The 23,716-nt window shown below is 67.5% G+C and carries 22 protein-coding genes; 13 read left to right on the forward strand and 9 right to left on the reverse strand.

Annotated features, from left to right (window positions below):
• The first annotated feature begins 55 nt into the window (after positions 1–55).
• The 3 genes from C454_RS12855 to C454_RS12865 all read left to right on the forward strand — a co-directional run bounded on the left by C454_RS12855 (position 56) and on the right by C454_RS12865 (position 2,953).
• A complete protein-coding gene (locus C454_RS12855; protein WP_004976336.1) occupies positions 56–778 on the forward strand; it encodes a 5-formyltetrahydrofolate cyclo-ligase in 723 nt (240 codons plus the stop codon).
• A 42-nt stretch (positions 779–820) separates the two neighbouring features.
• Positions 821–2,125 carry a TIGR00341 family protein gene (locus C454_RS12860; protein ID WP_004976337.1) on the forward strand — a complete coding sequence of 435 codons (1,305 nt, stop codon included), beginning with the start codon at positions 821–823 and terminating at the stop codon, positions 2,123–2,125.
• Between the two features lie 90 nt (positions 2,126–2,215).
• On the forward strand, positions 2,216–2,953 hold the full coding sequence (locus C454_RS12865; protein ID WP_004976338.1) for an SIMPL domain-containing protein: 738 nt from the start codon (positions 2,216–2,218) through the stop codon (positions 2,951–2,953).
• Between the two features lie 153 nt (positions 2,954–3,106).
• On the opposite strand, the gene C454_RS12870 is transcribed toward C454_RS12865, so the two are convergent.
• Positions 3,107–4,084, reverse strand: a complete 978-nt coding sequence (locus C454_RS12870) for an NOG1 family protein (protein ID WP_004976339.1) — start codon at positions 4,082–4,084, stop codon at positions 3,107–3,109.
• Between the two features lie 212 nt (positions 4,085–4,296).
• Here C454_RS12870 and C454_RS12875 point away from each other — a divergent pair, with 212 nt between their 5' ends.
• Both C454_RS12875 and C454_RS12880 read left to right on the forward strand, forming a co-directional pair.
• Positions 4,297–4,659, forward strand: coding sequence for a DUF5518 domain-containing protein (locus tag C454_RS12875; protein ID WP_004976340.1), 363 nt, complete (start codon positions 4,297–4,299; stop codon positions 4,657–4,659).
• A 137-nt stretch (positions 4,660–4,796) separates the two neighbouring features.
• Positions 4,797–5,573, forward strand: coding sequence for a hypothetical protein (locus C454_RS12880; protein ID WP_004976342.1), 777 nt, complete (start codon positions 4,797–4,799; stop codon positions 5,571–5,573).
• Between the two features lie 39 nt (positions 5,574–5,612).
• Here C454_RS12880 and C454_RS12885 read toward each other — a convergent pair whose 3' ends face one another.
• Positions 5,613–6,110 carry a DUF367 family protein gene (locus C454_RS12885; protein WP_004976343.1) on the reverse strand — a complete coding sequence of 166 codons (498 nt, stop codon included), beginning with the start codon at positions 6,108–6,110 and terminating at the stop codon, positions 5,613–5,615.
• 112 nt (positions 6,111–6,222) lie between these two features.
• On the opposite strand from C454_RS12885, the gene C454_RS12890 reads away from it, so the two are divergent.
• A complete protein-coding gene (locus tag C454_RS12890) occupies positions 6,223–6,576 on the forward strand; it encodes a nuclear transport factor 2 family protein (protein ID WP_004976344.1) in 354 nt (117 codons plus the stop codon).
• 70 nt (positions 6,577–6,646) lie between these two features.
• Here the strand turns inward: C454_RS12890 and serS are convergent, their stop codons facing one another.
• A complete protein-coding gene (gene serS, locus C454_RS12895) occupies positions 6,647–8,029 on the reverse strand; it encodes a serine--tRNA ligase (protein ID WP_004976345.1) in 1,383 nt (460 codons plus the stop codon).
• Between the two features lie 232 nt (positions 8,030–8,261).
• On the opposite strand from serS, the gene C454_RS12900 reads away from it, so the two are divergent.
• The 3 genes from C454_RS12900 to C454_RS12910 all read left to right on the forward strand — a co-directional run bounded on the left by C454_RS12900 (position 8,262) and on the right by C454_RS12910 (position 13,439).
• Complete coding sequence (locus tag C454_RS12900) at positions 8,262–9,170, forward strand: MBL fold metallo-hydrolase (protein WP_004976346.1); 909 nt, start codon at positions 8,262–8,264, stop codon at positions 9,168–9,170.
• Between the two features lie 231 nt (positions 9,171–9,401).
• Entirely contained in the window at positions 9,402–11,402 is a 2,001-nt protein-coding gene (locus C454_RS12905) for an AMP-dependent synthetase/ligase (RefSeq protein WP_004976347.1), read from the forward strand.
• A 129-nt stretch (positions 11,403–11,531) separates the two neighbouring features.
• Entirely contained in the window at positions 11,532–13,439 is a 1,908-nt protein-coding gene (locus C454_RS12910) for a cation:proton antiporter domain-containing protein (protein ID WP_004976348.1), read from the forward strand.
• A gap of 49 nt (positions 13,440–13,488) precedes the next feature.
• Here the strand turns inward: C454_RS12910 and C454_RS20780 are convergent, their stop codons facing one another.
• The 6 genes from C454_RS20780 to nasA all read right to left on the reverse strand — a co-directional run bounded on the left by C454_RS20780 (position 13,489) and on the right by nasA (position 20,184).
• Positions 13,489–13,659, reverse strand: coding sequence for a hypothetical protein (locus C454_RS20780; RefSeq protein ID WP_004976349.1), 171 nt, complete (start codon positions 13,657–13,659; stop codon positions 13,489–13,491).
• 253 nt (positions 13,660–13,912) lie between these two features.
• Positions 13,913–15,046, reverse strand: coding sequence for a thiolase family protein (locus C454_RS12915; protein WP_004976350.1), 1,134 nt, complete (start codon positions 15,044–15,046; stop codon positions 13,913–13,915).
• Between the two features lie 130 nt (positions 15,047–15,176).
• Positions 15,177–15,356, reverse strand: a complete 180-nt coding sequence (locus C454_RS12920; protein WP_004976351.1) for a hypothetical protein — start codon at positions 15,354–15,356, stop codon at positions 15,177–15,179.
• A gap of 2 nt (positions 15,357–15,358) precedes the next feature.
• Positions 15,359–17,113 carry a nitrite/sulfite reductase gene (locus C454_RS12925; protein ID WP_004976352.1) on the reverse strand — a complete coding sequence of 585 codons (1,755 nt, stop codon included), beginning with the start codon at positions 17,111–17,113 and terminating at the stop codon, positions 15,359–15,361.
• A gap of 265 nt (positions 17,114–17,378) precedes the next feature.
• The gene (locus C454_RS12930) at positions 17,379–18,011 is read right to left on the reverse strand and encodes a molybdenum cofactor guanylyltransferase (protein WP_004976353.1); all 633 of its coding nucleotides are present in this window, start codon (positions 18,009–18,011) and stop codon (positions 17,379–17,381) included.
• A 58-nt stretch (positions 18,012–18,069) separates the two neighbouring features.
• Positions 18,070–20,184: an assimilatory nitrate reductase NasA gene (gene nasA, locus C454_RS12935; RefSeq protein ID WP_199522922.1), complete on the reverse strand. Its 2,115-nt coding sequence runs from the start codon at positions 20,182–20,184 to the stop codon at positions 18,070–18,072.
• A 348-nt stretch (positions 20,185–20,532) separates the two neighbouring features.
• Here nasA and C454_RS12940 point away from each other — a divergent pair, with 348 nt between their 5' ends.
• The 4 genes from C454_RS12940 to C454_RS12955 are packed head-to-tail and all read left to right on the forward strand — an operon-like array spanning position 20,533 to position 23,700.
• The gene (locus C454_RS12940) at positions 20,533–21,954 is read left to right on the forward strand and encodes an ATP-binding protein (protein ID WP_004976356.1); all 1,422 of its coding nucleotides are present in this window, start codon (positions 20,533–20,535) and stop codon (positions 21,952–21,954) included.
• 50 nt (positions 21,955–22,004) lie between these two features.
• Positions 22,005–22,616 carry a hypothetical protein gene (locus C454_RS21040; protein ID WP_239639942.1) on the forward strand — a complete coding sequence of 204 codons (612 nt, stop codon included), beginning with the start codon at positions 22,005–22,007 and terminating at the stop codon, positions 22,614–22,616.
• Between the two features lie 50 nt (positions 22,617–22,666).
• On the forward strand, positions 22,667–23,491 hold the full coding sequence (locus C454_RS12950) for an MBL fold metallo-hydrolase (protein WP_004976360.1): 825 nt from the start codon (positions 22,667–22,669) through the stop codon (positions 23,489–23,491).
• The gene (locus tag C454_RS12955) at positions 23,488–23,700 is read left to right on the forward strand and encodes a hypothetical protein (protein WP_004976361.1); all 213 of its coding nucleotides are present in this window, start codon (positions 23,488–23,490) and stop codon (positions 23,698–23,700) included. The genes C454_RS12950 and C454_RS12955 overlap by 4 nt, the downstream gene beginning before the upstream one ends.
• Positions 23,701–23,716: the final 16 nt, after the last annotated feature.

A 23,716-nucleotide genomic window follows, 5' to 3' on the forward strand; every position in this document is an offset into this window, starting at 1 on the left:
CCGCGACACGAACGGGGGAGCTATTGGTCCGCCGCGAGTACGCGACGGCGACGCGATGGACAAAGCGACGCTCCGAACGACGGTGTGGGACGACCTCGAATCGTCGGGCGCGGCACGGTTTCCCTTCCCGCCGCACGGCCGCATCCCGAACTTCGCCGACGCGAAAGCGGCCGCCGAGCGACTCGCGGCGACGCCCGAGTGGGCCGACGCCGACGCGGTGAAGGCCAACCCGGACGCCCCGCAACTCCCCGTCAGGCGACGGGCGCTCCGCGAGGGGAAAACCGTCTACATGGCCGTCCCGCGGCTCCGCGACGAGGAGTGCTTCTACGAACTCGACCCCGCGCGCATCGACGACGAACACCTCGACAGCGCGCCGACCGTCTCCCACGTCGAGACCTACGCCGACACGGTCGGCCCAGACGCCCTGCCGCCCGTCGACCTCGTCGTCTCGGGGTCGGTCGCCGTCTCCGAGGCGGGCGCGCGCATCGGGAAGGGAGAGGGGTTCAGCGACCTCGAATACGCGGTGTTGCGGGGTCTCGGGGCCGTCACCGACGAGACGACCGTGGCGACGACGGTCCACGAGCGACAGGTCCGCGACGGCCTGCCGGAGCCGGACGCCCACGACGTGCCGATGGACCTCGTCGTCACTCCCGAACGGTTGGTCCGAACCGAGACCTCGCACCCGAGACCCACGGGCATCGACTGGGACGCGCTCCCCGACGAGCGCCTCGACGAGATGCCCGTCCTCCGGCGGTTGCGCGACGAGTCGTCGGAGTAGCCGAGCCCCTGCTTATTTCACCGCCCGGGCCGACGTGAGGCCGTGCGACTCGTACAGGTGTTGGTGCCGACCGGCAAGCGCGAGGCCGTCCTGCGGACGCTCGACGAGGAGGGCGTCGACTACGCCGTCTCCGAGGAGACGTCCGGGCGCGGCTTCGTCGCCGTCGTCACCTTCCCGGTCCCCAAGGAGGCCGTCGAACCGGTGTTAGCGCGACTCCGCGAGGCGGGCGTCGAGCGCGACGCCTACACCGTGGTCGTCGCCGCCGAGACGGTCGCGTCGAAGCGGTTCGACCAACTGCGCGAGCAGTACGAGGAAGACGACGAGAACGGCGACCGCATCGCCCGCGAGGAACTGGCCTCGAAGGCCGCCGACCTCGCGCCGTCGGTTTCGACCTACGTGCTCATGACGGTCATCTCGGCGCTCGTCGCCACCGCGGGCCTGCTTCTCGACTCGCCGGCCGTGGTCGTCGGCTCGATGGTCATCGCCCCGCTCGTCGGCCCCGCGATGTCCGCGAGCGTCGGCACCGTCGTCGACGACGACGAGATGTTCGGCCGCGGGGTTCGCCTGCAGGCGCTCGGCGGCGTCCTCGCGGTCGGCGCGGCCGCCGTCTTCGCCTTCCTGCTCAAACAGACCGGGGCGGTCCCGCTGTCGTCCGCGGAGGTGCTTTCGATTCCCGAGGTGGACGAGCGCCTCGCGCCCGACGTGCTGTCGCTCGTCATCGCGCTCGGCGCGGGAGCCGCCGGCGCGATTTCGCTCTCCTCCGGCGTCTCGACCGCGCTCGTCGGCGTCATGATAGCCGCCGCGTTGGTCCCGCCGACCGCCGTCGTCGGCATCGGCATCGCGTGGGGCGCGCCCGAGGCCGTCGTCGGCTCGGCCATCCTCGTCCTCGTCAACATCCTCTCCGTCAACTTCGTCGCCATCGGCGTCCTCTGGCAGCAGGGCTACCGGCCGGAGCGCTGGATTCGCCGCGACGAGGCCCGGCGAGCCGCCCTGTTCCGCATCGCCGTCATCGGGGTCGGACTGCTCGTCCTCTCGTCGTTCCTCGGCGCGGTTACCTACACGACCTACCGGAACGCCGACTTCCAAGGCGACGCGCGCGACGCCATCGAGGACGCACTCTCGGGAACCGACGCCCGACTACTGTCGATGGAACTGCAGTACGACAGCGGGCCGCTACAGGAGCCCGACGGCGTCGTCGTGACCGTCGGCTACGACCCGGCCTCCGACCCGCCGATGGTCGAACGCGAACTCACGAGGCGGGTGAACGCCGTCGCCCCCGAGCCGCTGTCGCCGTGGGCCACCGGCGAAATCGACGTCGAAGTGCGCTACGTCGCCGTCGTGGAGTAGGACGGCCGGCGTTCCGTCCCCCGTTTCGAAGGCTACAGTCGCTCTTTGTCTCTAGCGCGGCTTGAATAGCTGAACCGACGTACGGTGGGTATGCAACGACGCACGATTGCTCCGATATTCCTCGTCGGCCTCGTCCTCCTCGCGGGCTGCCTCTCGGCACCCCTGCAGGCGACGACCGACGGCGGCGTAGACGCGACGAACGCGACGACCATCTCCGCGACCGGCACCGGCGAAGTGACCGCCGACGCCGACCTCGCCGTGGTCTCCATCGCCGTGACGACCACCGCCGACTCGGCGGACGACGCCCGCGGCACCGTCGCCGACGACGTGGCCGCCGTCCGCGCCGCCCTCACCGACGCCGGTGTCGCCGAGGACGCCATCCAGACGACCGGCTTCAACATCTACCCCGAGTACGACTACAGCGGCCAGGAGCGCGACCTCCTCGGCTACCGCGCCACCCACACCCTCCGCGTCGAGGTCGCTCCCGACCGCGCCGGCGAAGTCATCGACCTCGCGGTCGGTGCCGGTGCCAGCGAAATCCGCGGCGTCGCCTTCACGCTGACCGACGAGAAGCGCGCCGAACTCCGCGAAGAGGCCCTGACCCGCGCCGTCGACTCGGCGAAGGCCGACGCCGACGCGGTCGCCAGCGCCTCCGACCTGACCGTCACGGGCGTCCACACCGCCACCGTCGGCGGCAGCGCCTCGCCCGGCCCGTACCCGGTCGCCTACGCCGAGGACGCCGCCCGCGCCTCGTCCGGTTCGACCGAGCTCTCGCCCGGCCCCGTGACCGTCTCGGCGACCGTCCAGATGGTCTACGAAGCCGAGTAAGCGACCCCACCCCGCTGACCGAGACCGAACTCCCGGTCTCGACCACCCCCCGCGTTCCCATTTCTCCGACAGCTACCTCGTAGCCACAGCTCTCGTCGAGAAGCAGGTGCTGCGGCAAGACAGAAGCGCCAGAACCGAAAAATCCCGAGTCGCTTACTCGTTGCGCGACGGCGGGATGTCGGGTTCGAACCCGATGGCCTCGACCGCGGCGTCGAGGACGGCCTCGACGTTCTCGCCCGTCTCGACGCTCATGTAGAGGTCGGCCTCCATGTCGGTCGAGCGGTCGCTCTTGTTACAGACGGTGAGGACGGGGATGTCGCGCTCCTCGAAGCGCGCCTTCACGGCGTCGCGGAGTTCGAGCTGCGACTCGATGGGGTAGCCGCACGCCCCGCTGGCGTCGGCGACGAAGATGACGGCGTCCGCGAGGTGTTCGAGGGCGCTCACGGCCTGTCGCTCGATGTCGTTTCGCTCGTCTTCGGGGCGGTCGAGCAGCCCCGGCGTGTCGATAATCTGGTAGCGGATGCGGTCGCGGTCGAAGTGCCCGATTTGGACGCCCTTCGTCGTGAAGGGGTAGCGGGCGATTTCGTTCGACGCGCGGGTCACGTCGTTGACGAACGAGGACTTCCCGACGTTCGGGTAGCCGGCGACGACGATTGCCGGTTCGTCCGGGCGGATATCGGGGAGGTTCTTCAGGGCGTCGCGCGCCTCGCCGATGCGGAGCAGGTCGTCTTCGACCTCCTCGACGACGCTCGCCATGCGGGCGAACGCCTGCTTTCGGTGCTTGCGCGCGAGGTCGGCGTCGGTCTTGCGGAGCTTCGGCTGGTACTCGCGGGCGATGTTGTCGACCTGCCGGGAGGCCCACATCACTTCCGAGAGGCTCTTTCGGACCTCGTCCACGTCGACGATGGCGTCGGCGAGCTCGTAGTAGAAGGGGTCGACCGTCCCGAAGTCGGGCCACTCGACGACGACGTTTTCGAGGTTGTCGGAAAGGATGTTCGACGCCGTCTGGAGCATCGACTGCTGAGCCTCCAACTTGTTCTGCTTCGCTCGCCCCGTGCGCGCGGCCCGCGAGAAGGCCTTGTCGATGAGTTCGTCCGACCGGGGCGTGGTCGGGAGAGACTCGAAAATCATTGCAGTCCGCTACATGGCCGAGCCGTAAAAGCGCGTCCGTTTGGGGCTCGGCGCTTCGAGCGGTGGATTCGCCGTGCAGGTCTCACGCACGGTTCGACCGGAAGCGAGGGGGTCGCGGGCGACCGGCGCGCGGACGCGGACGTGAGCGAGTGGTCGAACATCCACCCACGACCGCCACGAAGTTCTTGCCCGCCCGAGGTCTACATCGACCCATGACTGACTGGAAAGCTGTCGCCGTCGGTTTCGTCGTCATCGTCGTCGTCGGCACCGGCGGGCTCGCGCTCCCGCTCATCGGCCAAATCGGGGCGGGGCTGCTCGGGGGCTTCGCGGCGGGCTACCTCGCGGGCGGCACGCTCGGCAACGGCGCGTGGAACGGCCTCGTCGCGGGCTCCATCTCGGGTATCGTCGTGACGCTCCTCGCGGCCCTGCTCGGGAGCCTCCTCGGACTCGCCGGCGGGCCGCTGGGCGGACTCCTCGGCGGCGTCGGCGTCCTCGTCGCGGGCGTCGTGCTGACGCTCATCTTCGCAATCGACAGCGCCATCGCCGGGGCCGTCGGCGCGTGGGTGAAAGGATAGTCAGACGAACGCGGCCGCGACTCGGACTCTCCCCGAACGCGATAGTCCCAAAAAACGGGGTTTAGCATGGTGCTAAGTCCGTTATCTCACGTAAACGGTCGCGGGTCTCTAAGGGAGCGGGACCACACCCGACGGCCATGGGTAAGGAGCCAACGCACACCCGTCGAAGAACCCTCCAATCGATTTGCGGCGTCGCCGTCGCCGGTCTCACCGGTCTCGCTGGCTGTAGCTCGTCCGGGGACTCTGACTCGACGACGCAAACGACCGACGCGCAGACGCAGACCGCGACCGAGACGCAGACCACGACGACCGCGACCGAGACGACCGCGAACGAGACGGCCGAACAGGCGGAGGAAACAACCGAAAGCGGGCTCGAAGCCGCCGACTTCGTCGAGAACCCCGAGGAGATACACCCGACGCTGGTCGAAGCGACGTCGGTCCCCTCGGACGAGGTGCTGCTCGGCTTTCGGCTCGAAGACTCGTCGCTCCCGTTTACGACCGAGGTGTACCGCGCGCCGGACGACGCCGAGGTGCAGGCGACGGAGACCTACGACACCCAAGACCTCTCGCAGGTCGACTTGCTCCCCGAGTCGCCGCAGGCGCTCGATACCGTCGACACCGACCGCGAGGACATCCACTACGGGACGACGACCGTCGGAGAACCGCTGAAAGTCACGCTCGTCGCGCGCCACGACACCGACACCTTCGACTGGAGCGCGTGGTCTCGAACCGGCTATCCGTACGACGGCCACGACGAGGAGGACCCCGCGCTCGAAGTCGACTGTTACTGCGGCGGGATGAACTACACCGCGCCGAGCGGCGGGACGTGGGCGCGAGTGATTCAGGTGACGCCGACCGAGCGCGTCGACACCGGGACGACCGTCGCGCTCAACTGGACGTCGAGCCGACTCTGAAGGCGTAATCGACGCGGTTCGCCGCTCCGCGGGCGCGGTCTACTCGCCGCGTTCGAGGTACTCCCGCTGAATCTCCACGACTTCGGTCGAGTCTGCACACTCCGAGTACCGGCGGAGCGGCTCCTCGTTGAGTTCGAGGAACGTGTGGCCCCAGTTGAACTTCGAGAGGATACCCTCGGCCCGCTTCTTCTCGCCGAAGATGACGAGGGCGGCGGCTATCGCCTCGACCGTCGTCAGCTGCATCGGGCGGCCGAAGTTCACGGGGTTGGCGGCGACGAGATAGGGGAGCGCGCGGTGCTCGCCGGGGAGCGAGAACATGGCCTCGCCGGCCGACTCCCACGAGCAGTCGAGCGCGACGAGCGCGCCGGTGTCCGCGTCGGCGGGCGACAGCGCCCTGTCGGCGTGGGGGTTGAGCACGACGCCGTAGGGAGTCTCTCGGTCGGAGCCGTGGAGGGCGGCCATGTCGAAGCGTTCGAGCTTCTTCGCCGTGCACTTCTTCGGGTCGTCGTCGCCCTCGTATCGAACGTGCAGGTCCACAGCCGCGATACGCGACTGGCCGAGAAAAGCGTCCCGAACGCGGCGGCGCGCGCGAGGAGTCGGACGGCAGGGCCGGCGTCGGATACTTCCGGTCGGCCGACGAAGAGAGGGCGTGCATCCCGACGCGACGTATCTGGCCCGGCAGTACTACACGGCGCTCGACCACCACGGATACGACATGCTTCGGAACATCCTCGAACCGGAGTTCGTCCAGCACCGCGGCGACATGACGCTCTCGGGGCGCGAGGAGTTCGTCTCGTTCATGCGGGACGACAGGCCGCAGAAGGACACGCGACACGTCATCGAGCGCTACATCCAGTCGAAGTCCGACGACGAAATCGTCGTCCGCGGCCACCTCGAAGACCGCGACGGCGACGAACTGTTCGTCTTTCTCGACCGGTTCCGTGCCCACGACGGGAAGCTCTCGGAGCTGAAGACGTTCGTCAAGTCGTCGACGGCGAACTGACGGGGCGAGTCTCGGGAGAAAGGAGAACGGAGAGAGTGAGAGAGAAACGCCCGGGCGCGGTTCGTCCCGGTCAGTCCTTCTTACCCGCACCGACGGCGGCCTCGCCGACGGGCTCGTGGCCCTCGATGACCTCGCGGCCGCCCATGTAGGGCTGGAGCGGTTCGGGCACGTCGACCGTGCCGTCCTCGTTTTGGTAGTATTCGAGCAGCGCGACCATGACGCGGCCGACGGCCGTGCCCGACGCGTTGAGCGTGTGGAGGTACTCCGCCGACTCGTGGCGCTCGGGGCGGTAGCGGAGGCCGGCGCGGCGCGCCTGGAAGTCCTCGAAGTTCGAGGCCGACGAGACCTCGAGCCAGCGGCCGCCCTGTTCGGGGGCGTCGTCCGACTCCGTGCCGGGAGCCCACACTTCGAGGTCGTAGGTCTTCGCCGACGCGAAGGTGAGGTCGCCGGTGCAAAGCGAGAGGACGCGGTACGGCAGCCCGAGGCGGTCGAGCACTTCGGCGGCCTCGTCGACGAGGGCTTCGAGCCGGTCGTACGACTCCTCGGGCTCGACGAAGTTGACGAGTTCGACCTTGTTGAACTGGTGGACGCGGACGATACCGCGGGTCTCGGTGCCGTGTTCGCCCGCCTCGCGGCGGAAGTTCGGCGTGTACGCCTGGTGCTTCAGCGGGAGGTCGTCCTTCAGGAGAATCTCGTCGCGGTACATGTTCGTGACCGGGACCTCCGCGGTGGGACAGAGCCACAGGTCGTCGTCCTCGTAGTTCTCGGTCTCCGAGCCGCCGATGCGGTAGGCGTCCTCGGCGAACTTCGGGAGCTGACCGGTGCCCTCCATCGAGGTGGTCTTGACCGGAATCGGCGGGAAGAGGTCGACGTACTCCTGTTCGCGGTGCACGTCGAGCATGAACTGCACGAGCGCGTGTTCGAGCATCGCGCCCTCGCCTTTCAGGAAGTAGAAGCCCGAGCCGGTGGTCTTGGCCGCGCGACCCTCGTCGATGATGTCGAGTTCCTCGCCGAGGTCGTAGTGGGGCGTCACCTCGTCGGGAAGCTCGCGGAGGTCGTCGAAGCCGACGCGGCGGACCTCCTCGTTGTCGGCCTCGTCGGCCCCGACGGGAACCGACTCGTGGGGGAGGTTGGGCAGTTCCATGAGCGCCTCGTCGAGTTCCGCTTCGAGTTCGTCGGCGCGGGCTTCGAGCTCCTGTAGCTCCGTCTTGAGTTCGCCCGAGCGGTCGATGGCCTCCTGTGCTTCCTCGTCTTTCCCTTCTTGCTTCAACTGGCCGATTTTCTGGCTGACCTCGTTGCGCTCGTGGCGGAGGTCGTCGCCCTCGGCCTTCAGCGAGCGCCACTCGTCGTACACGTCGAGGACGCGGTCGATGTCCACGCCCTCCATGTTACGGGCGGCGAGCGCGTCGCGAACTCGCTCCGGTTCGTCGCGGAGCAGTTGCCTGTCAATCATTGGGCTGTGGTTTCCGGGCGGGCGGGAAAATCGTATCGCATCGCCGAGGGACGGGGGGGGCAAATCAACGGCGGACGAGCGCGACGAACCCGCATCTGGGGAGCGCGACGAACCCACGTGAAGGCGGCCGCAGCTCCCGGATTCGAGCGTGGAGACCGCTTTGCGGTCGCCCGTAATCAACGCGGGGGGCGGGCGACCGAACGCTTTTCTTCCCCGGAGACGGCCGTCAACTATGGCTATTGGCGACGTCGAACCCGTCCCGGACAGCACGGACCTCTACTACGTCGACAGCGGCATGTACGAGGTGGAGAAGTACGGCTCGGTCTACCTCGTCGACGCCGAGAAACCGGCGCTCGTCGACACCGGCATCGCCGCCGACAGAGAACACGTCTTCGGGATGCTCGACGAGGTCGGCGTCGACGACCTCGCGTACATCCTGCCGACGCACGTCCACCTCGACCACGCGGGCGGCGCGGGCTACCTCGCCGAGCGCTATCCCGACGCGACCGTCATGACCCACGAAATCGGCGCGCCGCACCTCGTGGACCCGTCGCGGCTCATCGAGGGCACGAAAGCGGCCGTCGAAGACCAGTGGCAGTTCTACGACGAACCGCACCCAATCGACGAGGACCGCGTCGAGGGGCTCACCGACGGCGACGAGATCGACCTCGGCGACCGGACGCTCACGGTCCATCACGCGCCCGGCCACGCGCCGCATCAGGTGATGTTCCACGACGACGGCGACGATGTGCTGTTCGTCGGCGACGCACTGGGCATCTGGGAGCCGAAGTCGCGGACGCTCCGACAGACCTCGCCGCCCTCGCAGTTCCACCTCCAGAAGGCGCTCGACGACGTGCGCACTATCGAGGACATCGACCCGGAGACGGTCTGTTTCGGCCACTTCGGCCCGAAGCCCTACGACAGCGACCTCGCCGGCGAGTACAAGCGCGTCCTCGTGGAGTGGGTCGAGGCCATCCGACAGAAGCGCGCGGAACTCGGCGACGACGAGGCCGTCATCGACCACTTCGTCGAGCACACCCAGATGGCCGAGGTGTGGGGCGAGCGGAAAGCCCACGACGAAGAGCGCCTGAACACCCGCGGCGTGCTCGGTTACCTCGACTACATCGGCGACGACGAGTGACACGAGCGGGTCGGGTGGTCCGGGCGATTCAGGCGATTCAGGCGATTCAGGCGATTCAGGTGGCTCGGACGGATTGGACGGACCTACCGGCGCGAGCGGCGCGCTGATACCGACATCAGACATCTAAAAGCGGCGCGAACGGGTTCGTAATCGGTGTTTCCCCGCGGTATCGCGGGGTTTCAACAGACCGAACGTACATAGTTTTAAATGTTGAATCATTACTAACAGAGCATGGACTGGCGGGACGCGGAGGCGGCGTTCGACGACCCTGTCATCGAGCGGACGACCCTCCCACGGATGTTCGAATCGAGCGCGTCGCGGAACGCCACGCGAGTCGCACAGCGGTACAAAGGCGGCGTCTACCGCCGGTCGCTGGTCGCCGAGGGCGTCGTTCCGGCGGCCCCCGACGGCGACTACGCCGACCTGACCTACGAGGAGATGCGGGGCATCGTCCGTCGCCTCGCGGCCGGGTTCCGCGACCTCGGCATCGAGACCGGCGACCGGGTCGGTATCCTCTCGCACACGCGAATGGAGTGGGCCCAGACCGACTTCGCCGTCCTCGGCGCGGGCGGCGTCGTCACCACGGTGTACACCTCGTCGTCCGAGCGACAGGTGCAGTACTTGCTTTCCGACCCCGGCGCGAACGCCGTCGTGGTCGAGAACGAAGAGCTGTTAGAGCGCGTGCTCGCCGTCGAGGACGAACTCGACCTGCGCTTCATCGTGGTCGTAGACGAGTACGAGGGCCACGAGGACCGCGACGACGTGCTGACGCTCGGCGAACTCTACCGCCGCGGCGAGGAAGTGTACGACGAGGCGGCCTACGAGTCGTGGCTGGACGAGCGCGAGCCCGAGGACCTCGCCAGCCTCATCTACACCTCGGGGACGACCGGCCAGCCGAAGGGCGTCCAACTCACCCACTGGAACTTCCGGTCGAACGTCAACGAGAGCTACCGGCGGTTCGGTCCCCGCCCGGACAAAGGCGACACGCCGGTCATCGGCCCCGACTCGGTCGCGCTGTCGTTCCTGCCGCTCGCGCACGTCTTCGAGCGCATGGCCGGCCACTTCATGATGTTCGCGGCGGGCGCGGCCGTCGCCTACGCCGAAAGTCCCGACACGCTCCGCGAGGACTTCCAGCTCGTCCGGCCGACCACGGGGACGAGCGTCCCCCGCGTGTACGAGAAGCTCTACGACGCGATTCGGGCGCAAGCCAGCGAGTCGCCGGCGAAAAAGCGCATCTTCGAGTGGGCCGTCGGCGTCGGGCAGGCGTACCACACGACCGACGCGCCGGGCTACCTGCTCACCGCGAAACACCGCCTCGCCGACCGGCTCGTGTTCGGGCAGGTGCGCGAGGCGCTCGGCGACAACCTCGACTTCTTCATCAGCGGCGGCGGGAGCCTCTCGGCCGAGCTCTGCGCGCTCTACCACGCGATGGGCCTCCCGATTTACGAGGGCTACGGGCTCACCGAAACGTCGCCCGTCATCTCGGTCAACCCCCCCGAGGAGCCGAAAATCGGTACCATCGGCTATCCGCTCCGGAACGTCGAGACGAAACTCGACACGACCGTCGTCGGCGACCAACTCGGCGACGCGGGCGGCGAGGTGGGCGAACTGCTCGTCCGCGGGTCGAGCGTCACCGAAGGCTACTGGAACAACCCCGAGGAGACCGAGGCGGCGTTCGTCGAGGACGACGAGGGCGAGCGCTGGTTCCGCACCGGCGACGTGGTCGAACTCCGGCCCGACGGCTACATCACCTTCCGCGAGCGCGCCAAGCAGATTCTCGTCCTCTCGACGGGCAAGAACGTCGCGCCCGGTCCCATCGAGGACGCGTTCGCCTCCTCGCCGGTGGTCGAACAGTGCATGGTCCTCGGCGACGGCCGCAAGTTCGTCTCGGCGCTCATCGTGCCCAGTTTCGACGGGCTGCGGAAGTGGGCCGACGAGGAGGGCATCGACCTCCCCGACGAGCCGAAAGCCATCTGCCGCGACGACCGGGTGTACGAGCGCATCGAAGCCGAGGTTGAGGCGGCCAACGAGAACTTCGAGTCCTACGAGCGAATCAAGCAGTTCCGCGTCGTTCCCGAGGAGTTCACGGAGGGGAACGACCTGATGACGCCGACGATGAAAAAGAAGCGCCGGAACATCCTCGACCGCTACGCCGACGAGGTGTCTCTCATCTACGACGAGGACCGCCGGAGCGAAGAGCGGCGGGGTGGCGGGCGGGCCGCGACTCAGTGAAGTCGGACAGCCGAACCGTCCCCAGCCGTCTTTTCGCCGAACGTCTCCCCAACTCCGCGGAGATACCGCCCGAGATGTGTGGACTTATCTTCCGTCGTCACATGGACCGAATCAATGGAGGCGATATAAGTGGCCGCAGCAGGAGGGGCCAACCTCATCCCGCTCGTCGCCGCGATAATCGGCATCGGCGTGGTCTCGCAGGTGCTCTCGGACCGGTTTCAGGTCCCCAGCGTCGTGTTCCTCATCGCGTCGGGTATCCTGCTCGGTCCGGAGGTCCTCGGCGTCATCTCTCCCGACTCGTTCGGGAACGCACTACAGGCCATCGTCGGTCTCTCGGTCGCTATCATCGTGTTCGAGGGCGCGTTCCACCTTCGAATCGACAAGCTACGGGAAGCGCCCGCCGCGACGTTCCGACTCGTCACCGTCGGGGCGATAATCGCGTTCGTCGCGACGGGCGTCGTCGTCCGCTACGCGCTCGGCGCGCCGTGGGCGGTGTCGTTCCTCGTCGGCGCGCTCCTCGTCGCGACCGGGCCGACGGTCATCGCGCCGATTCTCGAAGTCGTCCCGGTCCGCGACCGGGTCGGCGCGGCGCTCGACACGGAGGGCATCGTCAACGACGTGACGGCGGCCATCGTCGCCGTCGTCATCTTCGAGGCAATCCTCGAAGGCGTCAGTAGTCCCGACGCTCTCGTGACGCTGTTCGCCGAGCGACTCGGCGTCGGCGTCGTCGTTGGCGCAATCGTCGCCGGGTCGCTGTACTACGCGCTCCGGTACGTCGACCTCTCGCCGGGGAACGCGCCGCAGAACGCGCGTCTGCTCGTCCTCGCCGGCGCGCTCGTGTCCTACGCGGCCGCCGACTACGTCGCCACGGAGGCCGGCATCGCGGCGGTGGCGACCGCCGGCATCCTCCTCGGCAACGCAGACGTGCCGTACGAAGAGGAAATTTCGGCGTTCAAAGGCGACATCACGCTGCTCGTGCTGTCGTTCGTCTTCATCGCCCTCGCGGCGCTGTTGGACTTCCAGAACCTCCTGAACCTCGGCGTCGGCGGCCTCGCCGTCGTCGCCGCCGTCGCGCTCGTGATTCGACCGCTGTTGGTCTTCATCTCGGCGCGCGGCGACCGGTTCACGAGAGAAGAGAAGCTCTTCATGAGCTTCGTCGGCCCGCGCGGCATCATCCCCGCGTCCGTGGCCTCGCTGTTCGCCATCGCCCTCCAGGAGGAGGCGACGCGGCTCGCGGCCGAAGGAATGGCCCAGCAGGCCGCAATGCTGAACCAGAGCGCCTCGATTCTCGTCGGCACGGTCTTTCTCGTCATCCTGACGACCGTCGTCTTCGAGGCCGGCCTCGCTCGTCAGATCGCAGAATACCTCGACGTCATCCCAATGCGTGTACTCATCATCGGAGGCGGGAAAGTGGGCCGTGCGCTCGCCGAACGCCTCGCAGACCGCGGAGAGAACGTGGTCCTCATCGAAGAGGACCAAGAAGTAGTCCAGACGGCCCGGAACATGGGCTTTACCGTCCACCACGGCGACGGAGCCGACACGAGCGTCTTACGCTCCGCGGGGGCCGCGAACGCCAAGTTCGTGGTCGCCGCCACCGGCGACGACGACGTGAACCTGCTCGTCGCGCAGTTGGCGAACTCGAAGTTCGAACCCGAGAGCGTCCTCGCGCGGGCGAACAACCCCGACAACGTCGAGGCGTTCGAAGAACTCGGCGTCCGGACCATCTCGTCGACCATCGCCACGGCGCAGGCGCTCGACAACTACATCGAGCGCCCGTCGATGTCGAACTGGATGGGCGAAATCGGCCGCTCCGGCGACGTTCAGGAGGTCGAGGTCACCGCCGAGAAACTCATCGGCCGGACCATCCGCGAAGTCGGCCCCGAACTGCCCGACGGCTGTCTCGTCACGCTCGTCTCGCGGAACGGCGACACGACGGTCCCCAACGCGGAGTTCACGCTCCAGGAGGGCGACCGCATCACCATCATCGGCGAGCGCGAGGCCGTCCGGGACGCAGAAGAGTTAGTCAACCCCGAGTAGCGGCTCTCGCCGCCCGCGACCCGTCGATTTTCACGCCGTCTCCGGCCGGTCAGCGCCGCGCCCAGCGGACGAACACCGCCCAGTAGCCGACGGTGAGCGCGACGAGGACGTACCAGACGGGCGCGCCGAGGTCGGGCCTCGGAACGAACCCCGCGGAGGCGGCCCCCGCGGCCGCCAGCGCCGCGAAGGCCCCCGACAGTACGGTCGTCGTGAGATTCATCACCGCGTTGTTCTCGACTTGCGGAGTATGAACGTGACGGAAGGCGCACGTATATTCGTGAGCGATAGCCGAGGTCGGCGGTTCGGGGAACCGCCGACACGCGGTCCACGAATTTCGCTCGCTTCCCGGGACGAATCAGGATAAAAAACGCAGGGCGGCCCTACCGACTGAACTCGATTGCCGCACCGCTGCCACCTTTTTCCCTCGCTCCGCTCGGCAAAAATCTGGACCAAAAAACAGCCGAGTTCCCACCCTACCTGCTGAACTCGATTGCCGCGCCCTGACCGAAGCCGACGCAGAGCGACGCGAGGCCGCGGTCCACGTCGCGCTTCTGCATCTCGTGGATGAGCGTCACGGGGAGGCGCGCGCCGGAGGCCCCGAGGGGGTGGCCGAGGGCGATTGCGCCGCCGTTGACGTTGAGTTTGTCCGCGTCGATGCCGAGTTCGCGGCGGGAGTACTCACACTGGCTGGCGAACGCCTCGTTGATTTCGACGAGGCCGTAGTCGTCGATATCGGTGCCGGCGCGGTCGAGGAGGCCGCGGGTCGCCGGGACCGGGCCGATGCCCATGACCGTCGGGTCGACGCCGGCGACGTTGTTCGTGCCGACCGAGGCGAGCACGTCGAGGCCGTGTTCGTCCGCGAACTCGCGGCTGGTGACGAGGACCGCGGCCGCGCCGTCGGTTATCTGCGAGGAGTTGCCGGCGGTGACGGAGCCGTCGCCGGAGAAGGCGGGGTCGAGGCCGCCGAGAATCTCCATGGAGGTGTCGCGGCGGATGCCCTCGTCCTCGGTGACGACGCCGTCGTCCGTCTCGACCGGGACGATTTCGTCGTCGAACCGGCCCGAGTCGGTCGCGTCGGCGGCGCGCTGGTGGCTCCGGAACGCGAACTCGTCTTGGGCCTCGCGGGAGACCTCGTACTCCTCGGCGACCTTCTCCGCGGTCATCCCCATCTGCAACTGGAAGATGTTGTACTGCTCGCTCAGTTCGGGGTGGAGGTGCTGGTAGGAGTCGCCGTCCATCGGCACGCGGGACATGCTCTCGACTCCGCCGGCGACGATGCACTCGCGGTTGCCGGCGGCGATGGCGTCGGACGCGGAGATGATGGCCTGCATGGAGGAGGCGCACCAGCGGTTGATGCTCGTCGCGGGCGTCCCCTCGCCGAGGTCCGACAGGAGCGCGATGACGCGAGCGACGTTGTTGTCCTGTTCGGTGCGCTGTTGGGCGACGCCCCACATCAGGTCTTCCACGTCGTCGGGGTCGACGTCGTGTTCGTCGAGGATGTGGTCGATGAGCGTGACCGAGAGGTCCTCGCTTCGAACGTCTTCGAACACGCCGCCCGCCTTGCCGAACGGCGTGCGGTACGCGGCCGCGATGACTGGCTCTGGCATGGCACATCATCGGGGTTCGAACACCATAAATAGTTTAGAACTCACTATTCGTCGTGACGAGTTGTTTATCGGGTCGAAAAACGCCGAGAAAGCGGTGAAAGTGGAGACGACGGCACCGAGTCTCGGAGCGTCAGGAACGAGTGGCGGAGTCGCTGTCCGGCCGACCGGGGATTCCGCCGGTACCCGCGTCGGCGACCGTTGGCTCCGCCGGGAAGAGTTCCGGCGCGACGTCGGCCGAGGCGTGCTCGAAGGGCACGTCGTCGGCGCTGGCGGCGTCCGCCGGGTCGTCGGATGCGATGCGTTCGGTCATGGTCAGTCGCTCGTGACCGGCTGTTCGGCCTCCGCTTCCTCCTCGGCGAACGGGTACCACGACTGCTTGGCGTCGTGCATGTACGGCGCTTCGAAGTCCGTCTCTTCGGGGACACAGTACTCGGTGACCGCCTCGGTCCCCTCGGCTTCGACCCACTCGCGGAACGTCTGTCCGGGCTCGCGGCGCTCCGCGAACGCCTCCACGAGCGACGCGATTGCCCCCGGCACCTCGTCGGCCGGGATGCGCTGCCGAACCCACTCGACGAACGACGGCTCCTCGCCGATGCCGCCGCCGACGCCGATGTCCATGGCCTCGACCATCTCGCCGTCCTTCTGGGCGCGCATGCCGAACAGGCCGATGTCGGCCGTGTTCGCCTGCCCGCAGTCGGCGGTACAGCCGGAGTAGTGAATCTTCAGTTGGCTCACGTCGTCGGGCACGTCCACGTTGTCGCGGAGCCACCGGAGCATCCGGGCGGTCCGGGCTTTCGTCTCCGTGAGCGCGAGCGAGCAGAACTCCGTGCCGGTGCAGGCGACCGTGCCGCGCTGGAACGGGTTCGGGACGGGCGTGTGCTTGCCGAGGAGCGGCTCGGCGAGCAGGTCGTCGAGCTTCTCCTCCGGCACGTCCATCAGAAGCGGGTTCTGCCGGCGGGTGAGTCGGACCTCGCCGGAGCCGTACTCGTCGGCGATGTCGGCCAGTTCGATGGCGTCGGACGCCGTGAGCCGGCCGACCGCGACGCTGAGGCCGACGTAGTAGTCGCCGTTGGCCTGCTCGTGGACGCCGACGTGGTCGTGTTTCCCGGCGGACTCCGAGCGGCCCGCGTTGTAGGTGTACTCGTCGCGGATGTTCTCGCCCGCAGACCGGAGTTCGAAGTCGACGTACTCCTCTTGGAGCAGGTCGCGGATCTTCTCCGTGCCCCACTCGTCCACGAAGAAGCGACTGCGGGCGCGGGCCCGAACGTCGCGGTTACCGTGTTCGTGGTAGAGTTCGACGAAACCGCGGACGACCTCGTAAGCGCGCTCTTCGTCGGCGACGAAGATGTCGAGGTCGCGGGCGACGCGCGGCTTCCGGGAGCCGAGGCCGCCGCCGACGCGGACGTTGAAGCCGGTGACCGTCTCGCCGTCGATTTCTTTCTTCGCGGGTTCGAGCCCCACGTCGTTTATCGAGTCCTGCGCGCAGCCCTCCCGGCAGCCGGTGACGCTGATGTTGAACTTCCGCGGCATGTTCGACAGGGCGTCGTTCCCGCGGAGCTCGGTCTGGAAGCGGTCGAGGAGCGGCTGGGACTCGACGAGTTCGTGTTTGTCGCGGCCGGCGACCGGACAGCCGGTGATGTTCCGCATCGTGTCGCCGCCGGCGGACCGCGAGGAGACGCCCGCCGCTTCGAGCTTCTCCCAGACCTCGGGGATGTCCTCGAGTTCGAGCCAGTGGAGCTGAATCGACTGGCGCGTCGTCAGGTCCAACCAGGCGTCGCCGAACTCGGGGTTCTCGACCGGCCCGGACGCGTAGTCGCGCGCGACCTCCCCGATGGCCCGGAGCTGCCCCGGTTCGAGGACGCCGTTGGCGTTCGTCAGCCGCATCATGAAGTACGAGTCCTGACCCGTCCGCTGCTGGAAGACGCCCCAGAACTTGAAGCGCGTGAACCACTTGTCGCGCTCGTCTTCGGGGATGGCGTCGACGCCTTGCTCGGCGAACTCCTCGATCTTCTCGCGGACCGCGTCGCCGTAGAGCTCCGACTTCCACGCTTCCTTTTTACTCGCCATTTCCGACCACCAGTGGGCAATCATCCACTATTCCTGTGCGTTTGTTTGCGAACTTGGTCATGTTTCGTGATAACACGACTCGACAGAGGTTGATAAGAGTATTCGTTGAGAATCTTTAGAAATAGGCCTTCTAAGGCGTATTCGTCCATTCTATAACCGAATATTCCGAATATAAGGTCATAATCTGCGCAGATAATCGGTTGATTATTGGATAATCTAAACAGACCATAATGGACGATAATGTGGTATGGGACTCGAACGCGGTTCACCGACGAACGGTGAGCGCGCGCAAGTCGTCGAAGGAGTTCACGTTGTGAAACGCGTGCGTTCCGGCGTGAGCCTCCACTTCGCGGTCGTCGAGGACGGTGACGTCGAGCGCGGACATCACGGCCTGTAGGCGGTCGTCACCGGCTCGGATGGTGTCGGTGCAGGCGACCTCGCCGGCGCGGCAGTGGATGACCGCGGGGAGCGGCTGGGTCGTCTCCGAGACCCGCGGGACGACGCCCGCGCCGCCCTGCAGGCGGCCGAAGAGATGCGAGATGAACCCGCTCGGGACGAGCGGCATGTCGCACGGGAGGACCGCCGCGTACTCGGCGCTCGTCGCCCGCAGCGCGGTTCGCAGGCCGAAGACCGGCCCCCGGTCGGGATGGGCGTCCTCCGCGAACCGGACGTCGAAGTCCAAGAGCGCGCCGGCGAGCGCGTCCCGCTGTTCGGCGCGGCAGTTGACGACGAGTTCGTCGACGACGGGGTCGAGCGAGGCGGCGACACGGTGAATCATGGGCTGGCCGCCGACGGTGGCCGTCGCCTTGTCGATGCCGCCGAATCGAGTCGACCGACCGCCGGCGAGAATGATGCCCGCACGGCCGGTGTCGAGGTGTGGGTGCGACTCGTCGGCCATTCTCAGGCGGCGGCGCGTTCGAGTTCGCGGGGCCGTCCGCCGGCGGCGACGAGCGCCATCAGTCGCTCACCTCGGCCGCGAGGAGGTCGGTGGACGCGGTCGTCTCGGGGTGTTCGAGGCGGACGGCGCACTGCTTGAAGTTCGGTTCGTTCGACTGCGGGTCGACCGCAGGGCTGGTGAGTCGGTTAGTCATCGGGTGGTGGATAGAGAGCCAGACGAGTCCCGGCGGGACGGCGTCGTCGGGGTCGAGCGTCGCCGGGACCGACGCCCGACGGGAGACGACGGTGGTTCGGCGGTCGCCCTCGGGGTCGGCGACCGCGTCGCGGTGCGCGTCGATTGTGTCGGGGTGCGCGCGGGCGACCGGCTCGTCCGGCGTGTCGCTGCGCGTGCGGACCCCGGTGTTGTACCCGTCCGCCTCGCGGCCGGTCGTGAGCGTCAGCGGGTACGACTCGTCCGCGGGTTCGGGGAGCGACGACCCCGAGAGCGCGCTGAACTGCGCCTTCCCGGACGGCGTCGGGAACGACCACGTCGGGTCGTCGGACTCCCCGTCGGCGTCGTCGTAGTAGCGGTAACCGCCCTCGCTCGTCGGGTCCGGCGCGGGCCAGCGGACGGCGCGCTCGCCGTCGAGTCGCGTGTACGAGAGCCCCGAGCAGTCGGCGTCGGTGCCCGCGGTGAGTGCGGCGAACTCGTCGAACACGTCGCTCGGCGAGACCGACGGTCTCGGGAGCAGTCCGGGCGAGACGCGGGCGGCAACGTCGGCGATGATGTCGAGGTCCTGCCTGACGCCCGGCGGCGTCTCGGTGGCCGGGCGGACCCGCGAGACCGTCCGCTCCATGTTCATCGTGGTCCCCTCGGACTCGCCCCACGTCGCCGCGGGGAGCACCACGTCGGCGAGTTCGACGGTCTCGGACCGGAAGGCGTCCTGCACGACGAGGAAGGAGTCTTCGAGGACCTCGCGGGCGGCCGTCGCGTCCGGGAACCCGGCGAGCGGGTTGGTGGCGACGGTCCAGACGACCGACGGCGACGACTCGAACATCCCGACCGGGCCGGGACCGTTGTCGTCGGGGAGGCGGGAGACGGGCACGCCCCACGCCTCCGCGACGGTCCGGCGGTGGTCCGGGTGTTCGAACGGTCGGTGGCCGGGCCACGTCCCCTTCGAGGAGACGACGCGAGTGCCCATCGAGTTCGCCTGTCCGGTGAGAGAGAAGGGGCCGGAGCCGGGGCCGAGGTTCCCGGAGGCGAGACAGAGGTTCACGAGCGCGCCGGCGGTCGCGGTGCCGCGGACGCTCTGGTTGACGCCCATGCCCCAGTAGACGAGCGTGGGGGCGTCGAGGAGCGACGCCAGTTTCTCGACTTCGTCGAGCGAGACGCCGGCCTCGGACGCCGCCTCTTCGACCGGGGGGAGTTCGTCGACGACGCGGTCGAAGCCCTCCGTGTACCCCTCGACGAACGCGTCGTCCACGCGGTCGGTCTCGACGAGGTGACCGAGGACCGCCTGCGCCAGCGCGAGGTCGCCGCCGGGGTCGATGGCGACGTGGTCGTCGGCGACCGCCGCGGTCTTCGTCTCGACGGGGTCGACGACGACGAGGTCGCCGTCGTCGGCCGACTGCCGAATCCACCGGAACATCACCGGGTGGGCGACTGCCGGGTTCGCCCCCCAGACGAGGTGCGTCTCGGCCTCGGGGATGTCGTCGTAGGTCGGCGGCGGCGCGTCGCTCCCGAAGGCGCGGTAGTAGGCCTTGACCGCGCTCGCCATGCAGAGCGTCGTGTTCGCGTCGTAGTTTCGGGTACCGATACCGCCGCGGGCGAGCTTCCCGAGGGCGTAGGCGGCCTCGTTCGTCTGTTGGCCGCTGCCGAGGACGGCGACCTCGTCGGGGTCGTCGGCCATCGCGTCGGTGATGGCGTCGCCGACGCGCGCGAGCGCGTCAGACCACGAGGTCTGCCGGAGCTCCCCGTCCTCCCTGACGAGCGGTCGCGTGAGCCACGACCCGTCTGGGTCGGCCGATTCGCGGATACCGCGACCGCAGGCCAGCCCGTTGTTCACGGGGTGTGAAGGGTCCCCCCGAACCGCTTCCAGCCCGTACGAGGTGTCGGAGCCGAGGTGGACGTGTCCACAGCCCACGGCACAGCGCATGCAGGTCGTCGGGACTTGTTTCGCCACGCGATTCACCACCGGCTATTCGTCGAGAATGTACCGCATTTGGGCGGGCATCTCGGTCCATTCGTGAATATCATTTCACTATCTTGGCTCACAGTGGCGGAAGATAACCATAAAACCCTAATCGTTTAAGAAAGGATATTTTCCCCGAGTATTCTGAAGAAAGAGACAATATACAAGCATATGAAAGGAATATAATCGCGTAATCAATCCATTTTCGAATATGTTTTTGAATTGTTTTTCTGAAATTAACGTTGTGCGGCGGAGTCGCGCCGAGTTCCTTGTCATCGGGGAAGTTCGGCCGCGCGCACCAGCGGCGGCGCTCCGACGCTCTTATGCGTCTCCCCGGGCAATTTCTGGGGGATGAGTGAACGGGCGCTCGAGGTTGTCGAGTTTCTGCTGACGGCCCACCTCTACACCGACGACCGAACGCTTGACGAAAACGACCTTCCCCCGCGGTATCGACGCGTCTTCTGGGCGGACGCCGAGGACGACGGCGACGAGGACGAGTCGTCGATGGGCGGCATCGAGCGACCGCTCGTCGTGACCGAGTCCGTCGCGCGGAAGGCGACCGGCGTGGAACACCCCTGGGACGCGATTTCCGACCTCATGTTCACCCAGCGCGAGGACTTCTCCGGCCGCCTCTCTCTGACGCAGCCCGAGATGGCGCTGGAGTGGTTCGTCAAACGAGCCGACTACGACCGGCTCGTGACGAATCCGACGGTCGCGAAGTCGGTCGAGGACCGGGACGACGTGGACGTGACCCACGCGGACGCCAGAGAACAGACCCGGCCGATTCACGCCGACCGCGTGTGGATAGACAGCCTGCTGGACGAGTACTTCGACGACGAGGACGACGCCGAGATGCTCGACCTCGTGCAGGTCCGCGCGCCCGAGGAAATCGAGATGACCCTCGACGACCTCGTGCTCACGACGGACCAGGAAGGCGAGATTCACAAGCTGATGAAGGCCATCGAGCACCGCGAGTACCTCGCGGACATCGGCCTCCGCGAAATCGGGAAAATCCTCTTCGTCGGCCCGCCGGGGACCGGCAAGACCACCGTCTCGCGGGCGCTCGCCCACGAGCTCGGCCTCCCGTTCGTCGAGGTGAAGCTCTCGATGATTACGAGCCAGTACCTCGGCGAGACGGCCAAGAACGTCGAAAAGACCTTCGAGGTCGCAAAGCGGCTGTCGCCGTGTATCCTCTTTATCGACGAGTTCGACTCGGTGGCGAAGACCCGCCGGTCGGACGAGCACGCGGCGCTCAAGCGCGCGGTCAACACGCTGCTCAAGAGCATCGACGACATCTCGCTGATTCGCGACGAGGTCATCCTCATCGGCGCGACCAACCACCCCGACCAGCTCGACTCGGCGGCGTGGCGGCGCTTCGACGAAATCGTCAACTTCCCCAAGCCGGACCGCGGGATGCGCGCCGACATCCTCCGGGTCATCACGAACCGAATGGACATCGACGAGTTCGACCCCTCGGCCATCGCCGACGTGACGGAGGGCCTCACCGGCTCCGACCTCCGACTCGTCCTCCGCGAGGCCGTCCTCGAAGCGCTCACCGAAGAGCGGATGGAACTCACGCAGGACGACCTGCTCGAGGCCGTCGCCGACTTCGAAGAGCGCGACAACCTGAAGAACCTCGACATGATGTCCGACTCGTCGGAACTCGTCGCGGGCTCCAACGACGGTCACGACCACGACCACGACCACGACCACGACGGTCACGCGGACGAACACGAAGGCGAGACGCAGAAAGACGCCGGCGCGGCGCAGTAACTCCGCTTTTCTGACAAAACATTTACTAGTGGGCCGCAAACGGCGAGCCGATGCCCTCCAGCAGACGCCGATTCGTTCGGACGATTGCGGCGGGCGGGGTTCTGACGGCGCTCTCCGGGTGTACATCGGACCTCGAACCGTCCACCGCGACGCCCCTTCCCGAACCTGAGCCGAATCCTGCGCCCGCCTCTGGGGACCCGATTACAATCTCGCGCGACTACCGAGCGTCCTCGAAGTACGACTACTATCCGGACGCCGCGGAGATTCGACGACGCACCGGCTATCGCAAGCACGTGAACGAGTCGGGAACGACGAGAGAGCCGATATACGAGCGAGAACCGGCGTCGTCGTGGGTGACGCGAGTCGGCGGGACCGTCGCGGGAACCGAGGCGATGGCGACGGCGCGGGAGCGACTCGGCGTCGAGTCGGGAGAGAACATCAGCCCGGGAATTGGGTACAACGACGGAGGCGAGAGGCGGGTGATGCTCGGCTACGAGGTGTGGCCGAATCGGAGCGGTGAAACGCGAACGCCGGCCGTCGAATTCGAGGCGCTCGTCTCGGCGGTTCCGCGCACGGTTACCGCGAACTTCCGGTTCGAAGCGGCGACGCTCTCGGGGACGTTCCACCCCCTGGTCGAATTCCGGCAGAGATACCGGTCCTGACTCGCCGCGGTCGGCCACGTTTATACCTCGCCGCCCCCGTGGTTGAGTCGATGCGCGTGACCCTCCTCGGGACCGGCGACACGACCGGCACGCCCACCGTCGGCTGCGACTGCGAGACCTGCCTCGCGGCCCGCGAGCGGGGCATCGAGCGGACGCGCTTTTCTGTCCACGTGCAGAACGAGCGGACCGGCGAGTCGCTCCTCGTCGACTTCAGCCCCGACTTCCGCCACCAGTTTCTCACGCAGGACGTGCCGCTGCCGGACGAGGCCTTAGTCACCCACATCCACTTCGACCACCTCGACGGCCTCGGGAACGTCTACCGCCTCCTCGACGACCTCGCGGTCCACGCCGCCGACGAGGTCGACCCGGTCACGGGCGAGAGCGTCGCCGACGCGATTCGCTCGAAGTTCTCCTACCTCGACCGCATCTCGGTCGAAGACCAGACGCCGTTCGAGTCGTTCCGCGCCTGCGGCCTCGACGTGACGTTCGTGCCGGTCGTTCACCCGCCGCTGGTCTGCTACGGCGTCGCCATCGAGGACCCCGTGACGGGCGCGAAGCTCTCGCTTTCGGGCGATACCACCTACGCCATCCCCGAGGAGTCCCGCGACGTGCTCCGGAACCCCGACCTGCTTCTCGCCGAGGCCATCGTCCCCGCGTCCGTCTGCGAGTACCACCCCATCGGCGGCGACGACTACGACGAAAACGGGGTCGCGCGGACCTTCGGCACGAAGCACATGACCCGCGAGGGTGCCATCGCGCTCGGCGAGGAACTCGACGCCGACGAGACTCGCCTCGTCCACGTGGCGCACTACTACCCCGCCGACGAGGCGTTCGAAGAGCCGCTGGCGGTCGACGGCGAGGTGTACGAACTGTGAAGCTGCGAACTATTGCCGGAGACAGGGCGTTCAGGTATCTCGTAATAGCCGGCTTTGTCGCGGCCGCAACGAACTTCATCCTGACGTACGTCGACACGGGCCGCCTCGACTTCTTCGGGGCGGCCGTGCAGTTCGCCCTCGTCATCGTCATCGGCGTCGCGCTCGTGACCTACTGGAACTACATGGAGCGACGGGCCGACTCGGAGTGAGAGTCGGGGAGCGAAC

The sequence above is a fragment of the Haloferax gibbonsii ATCC 33959 genome (assembly GCF_000336775.1).
Lineage (GTDB): Archaea > Halobacteriota > Halobacteria > Halobacteriales > Haloferacaceae > Haloferax > Haloferax gibbonsii.

Coding starts and splice junctions, on each gene's coding strand:
- C454_RS12855 (WP_004976336.1), top strand. CDS start 56: ATGGACAAAGCGACGCTCCGAACGACGGTGTGGGACGACCTCGAATCG.
- C454_RS12865 (WP_004976338.1), top strand. CDS start 2,216: ATGCAACGACGCACGATTGCTCCGATATTCCTCGTCGGCCTCGTCCTC.
- C454_RS12870 (WP_004976339.1), bottom strand. CDS start 4,084: ATGATTTTCGAGTCTCTCCCGACCACGCCCCGGTCGGACGAACTCATC.
- C454_RS12875 (WP_004976340.1), top strand. CDS start 4,297: ATGACTGACTGGAAAGCTGTCGCCGTCGGTTTCGTCGTCATCGTCGTC.
- C454_RS12880 (WP_004976342.1), top strand. CDS start 4,797: ATGGGTAAGGAGCCAACGCACACCCGTCGAAGAACCCTCCAATCGATT.
- serS (WP_004976345.1), bottom strand. CDS start 8,029: ATGATTGACAGGCAACTGCTCCGCGACGAACCGGAGCGAGTTCGCGAC.
- C454_RS12900 (WP_004976346.1), top strand. CDS start 8,262: ATGGCTATTGGCGACGTCGAACCCGTCCCGGACAGCACGGACCTCTAC.
- C454_RS12905 (WP_004976347.1), top strand. CDS start 9,402: ATGGACTGGCGGGACGCGGAGGCGGCGTTCGACGACCCTGTCATCGAG.
- C454_RS20780 (WP_004976349.1), bottom strand. CDS start 13,659: ATGAATCTCACGACGACCGTACTGTCGGGGGCCTTCGCGGCGCTGGCG.
- C454_RS12915 (WP_004976350.1), bottom strand. CDS start 15,046: ATGCCAGAGCCAGTCATCGCGGCCGCGTACCGCACGCCGTTCGGCAAG.
- C454_RS12920 (WP_004976351.1), bottom strand. CDS start 15,356: ATGACCGAACGCATCGCATCCGACGACCCGGCGGACGCCGCCAGCGCC.
- C454_RS12925 (WP_004976352.1), bottom strand. CDS start 17,113: ATGGCGAGTAAAAAGGAAGCGTGGAAGTCGGAGCTCTACGGCGACGCG.
- C454_RS12930 (WP_004976353.1), bottom strand. CDS start 18,011: ATGGCCGACGAGTCGCACCCACACCTCGACACCGGCCGTGCGGGCATC.
- C454_RS12940 (WP_004976356.1), top strand. CDS start 20,533: ATGAGTGAACGGGCGCTCGAGGTTGTCGAGTTTCTGCTGACGGCCCAC.
- C454_RS21040 (WP_239639942.1), top strand. CDS start 22,005: ATGCCCTCCAGCAGACGCCGATTCGTTCGGACGATTGCGGCGGGCGGG.
- C454_RS12950 (WP_004976360.1), top strand. CDS start 22,667: ATGCGCGTGACCCTCCTCGGGACCGGCGACACGACCGGCACGCCCACC.